This is a genomic window from Frankia sp. AgKG'84/4, from assembly GCF_023242965.2.
GTDB lineage: Bacteria > Actinomycetota > Actinomycetes > Frankiales > Frankiaceae > Frankia.
Genome location: NZ_JALKFU020000720.1, coordinates 1 through 538 on the forward strand (window position 1 = coordinate 1; position 538 = coordinate 538).

1 pseudogene is annotated in these 538 nt (G+C 79.6%); it reads left to right on the top strand.

The features are described 5' to 3' along the window. Positions 1-266: 266 nt before the first annotated feature. Positions 267-538, top strand: a pseudogene (locus tag MXD58_RS24790) (hypothetical protein); the annotation flags it as partial.

A 538-nucleotide genomic window follows, 5' to 3' on the forward strand; every position in this document is an offset into this window, starting at 1 on the left:
CGCCCGAACGCGGCGCGGACTACGCCCCCGCCGCGCAGGCCCCGCCATCACCCGACGGCGCTCCTCGGCCCAGCGGGCCGGTGCCGCAGCTGCCCTCGATCGCGCCTCCTGGCCCCCGGCCACCGGCGAACGGCCGGGACGACCGCCAGGCCGGGCGCCGATCTATGGGGAGCACGCCGCCGGAGCCGGACGCCCAGCGACGGAACGGCAGATCGTCGGCGTATCCGACCGGCGCGGGTCGGCCCGATGTCACCCCGCCGGAGGCGATGCCCCCGGCGTCGGCGATGGACGGCGAGCCCGCCCGCCCGACCGGCGCCCAGCCTCGGCTCCACGACGGCGTGCCACGGCCGGTGAACCGGGCAGCGCTGCCCCAGTACCCACCCGGCGTGTCCGTGCCGGCATCGCGACCGGCGCCGCCGGTCTCCGGTCCGGTCGAGCTGGCCGCTCAGGCGGAGCTGGCCGCCACGCGATCCGCTGAGACGTGGCCGGGACAGCAGCGCACGACCCAGGCCCGCGTCGGCGACGGCCGGCTGGGCGC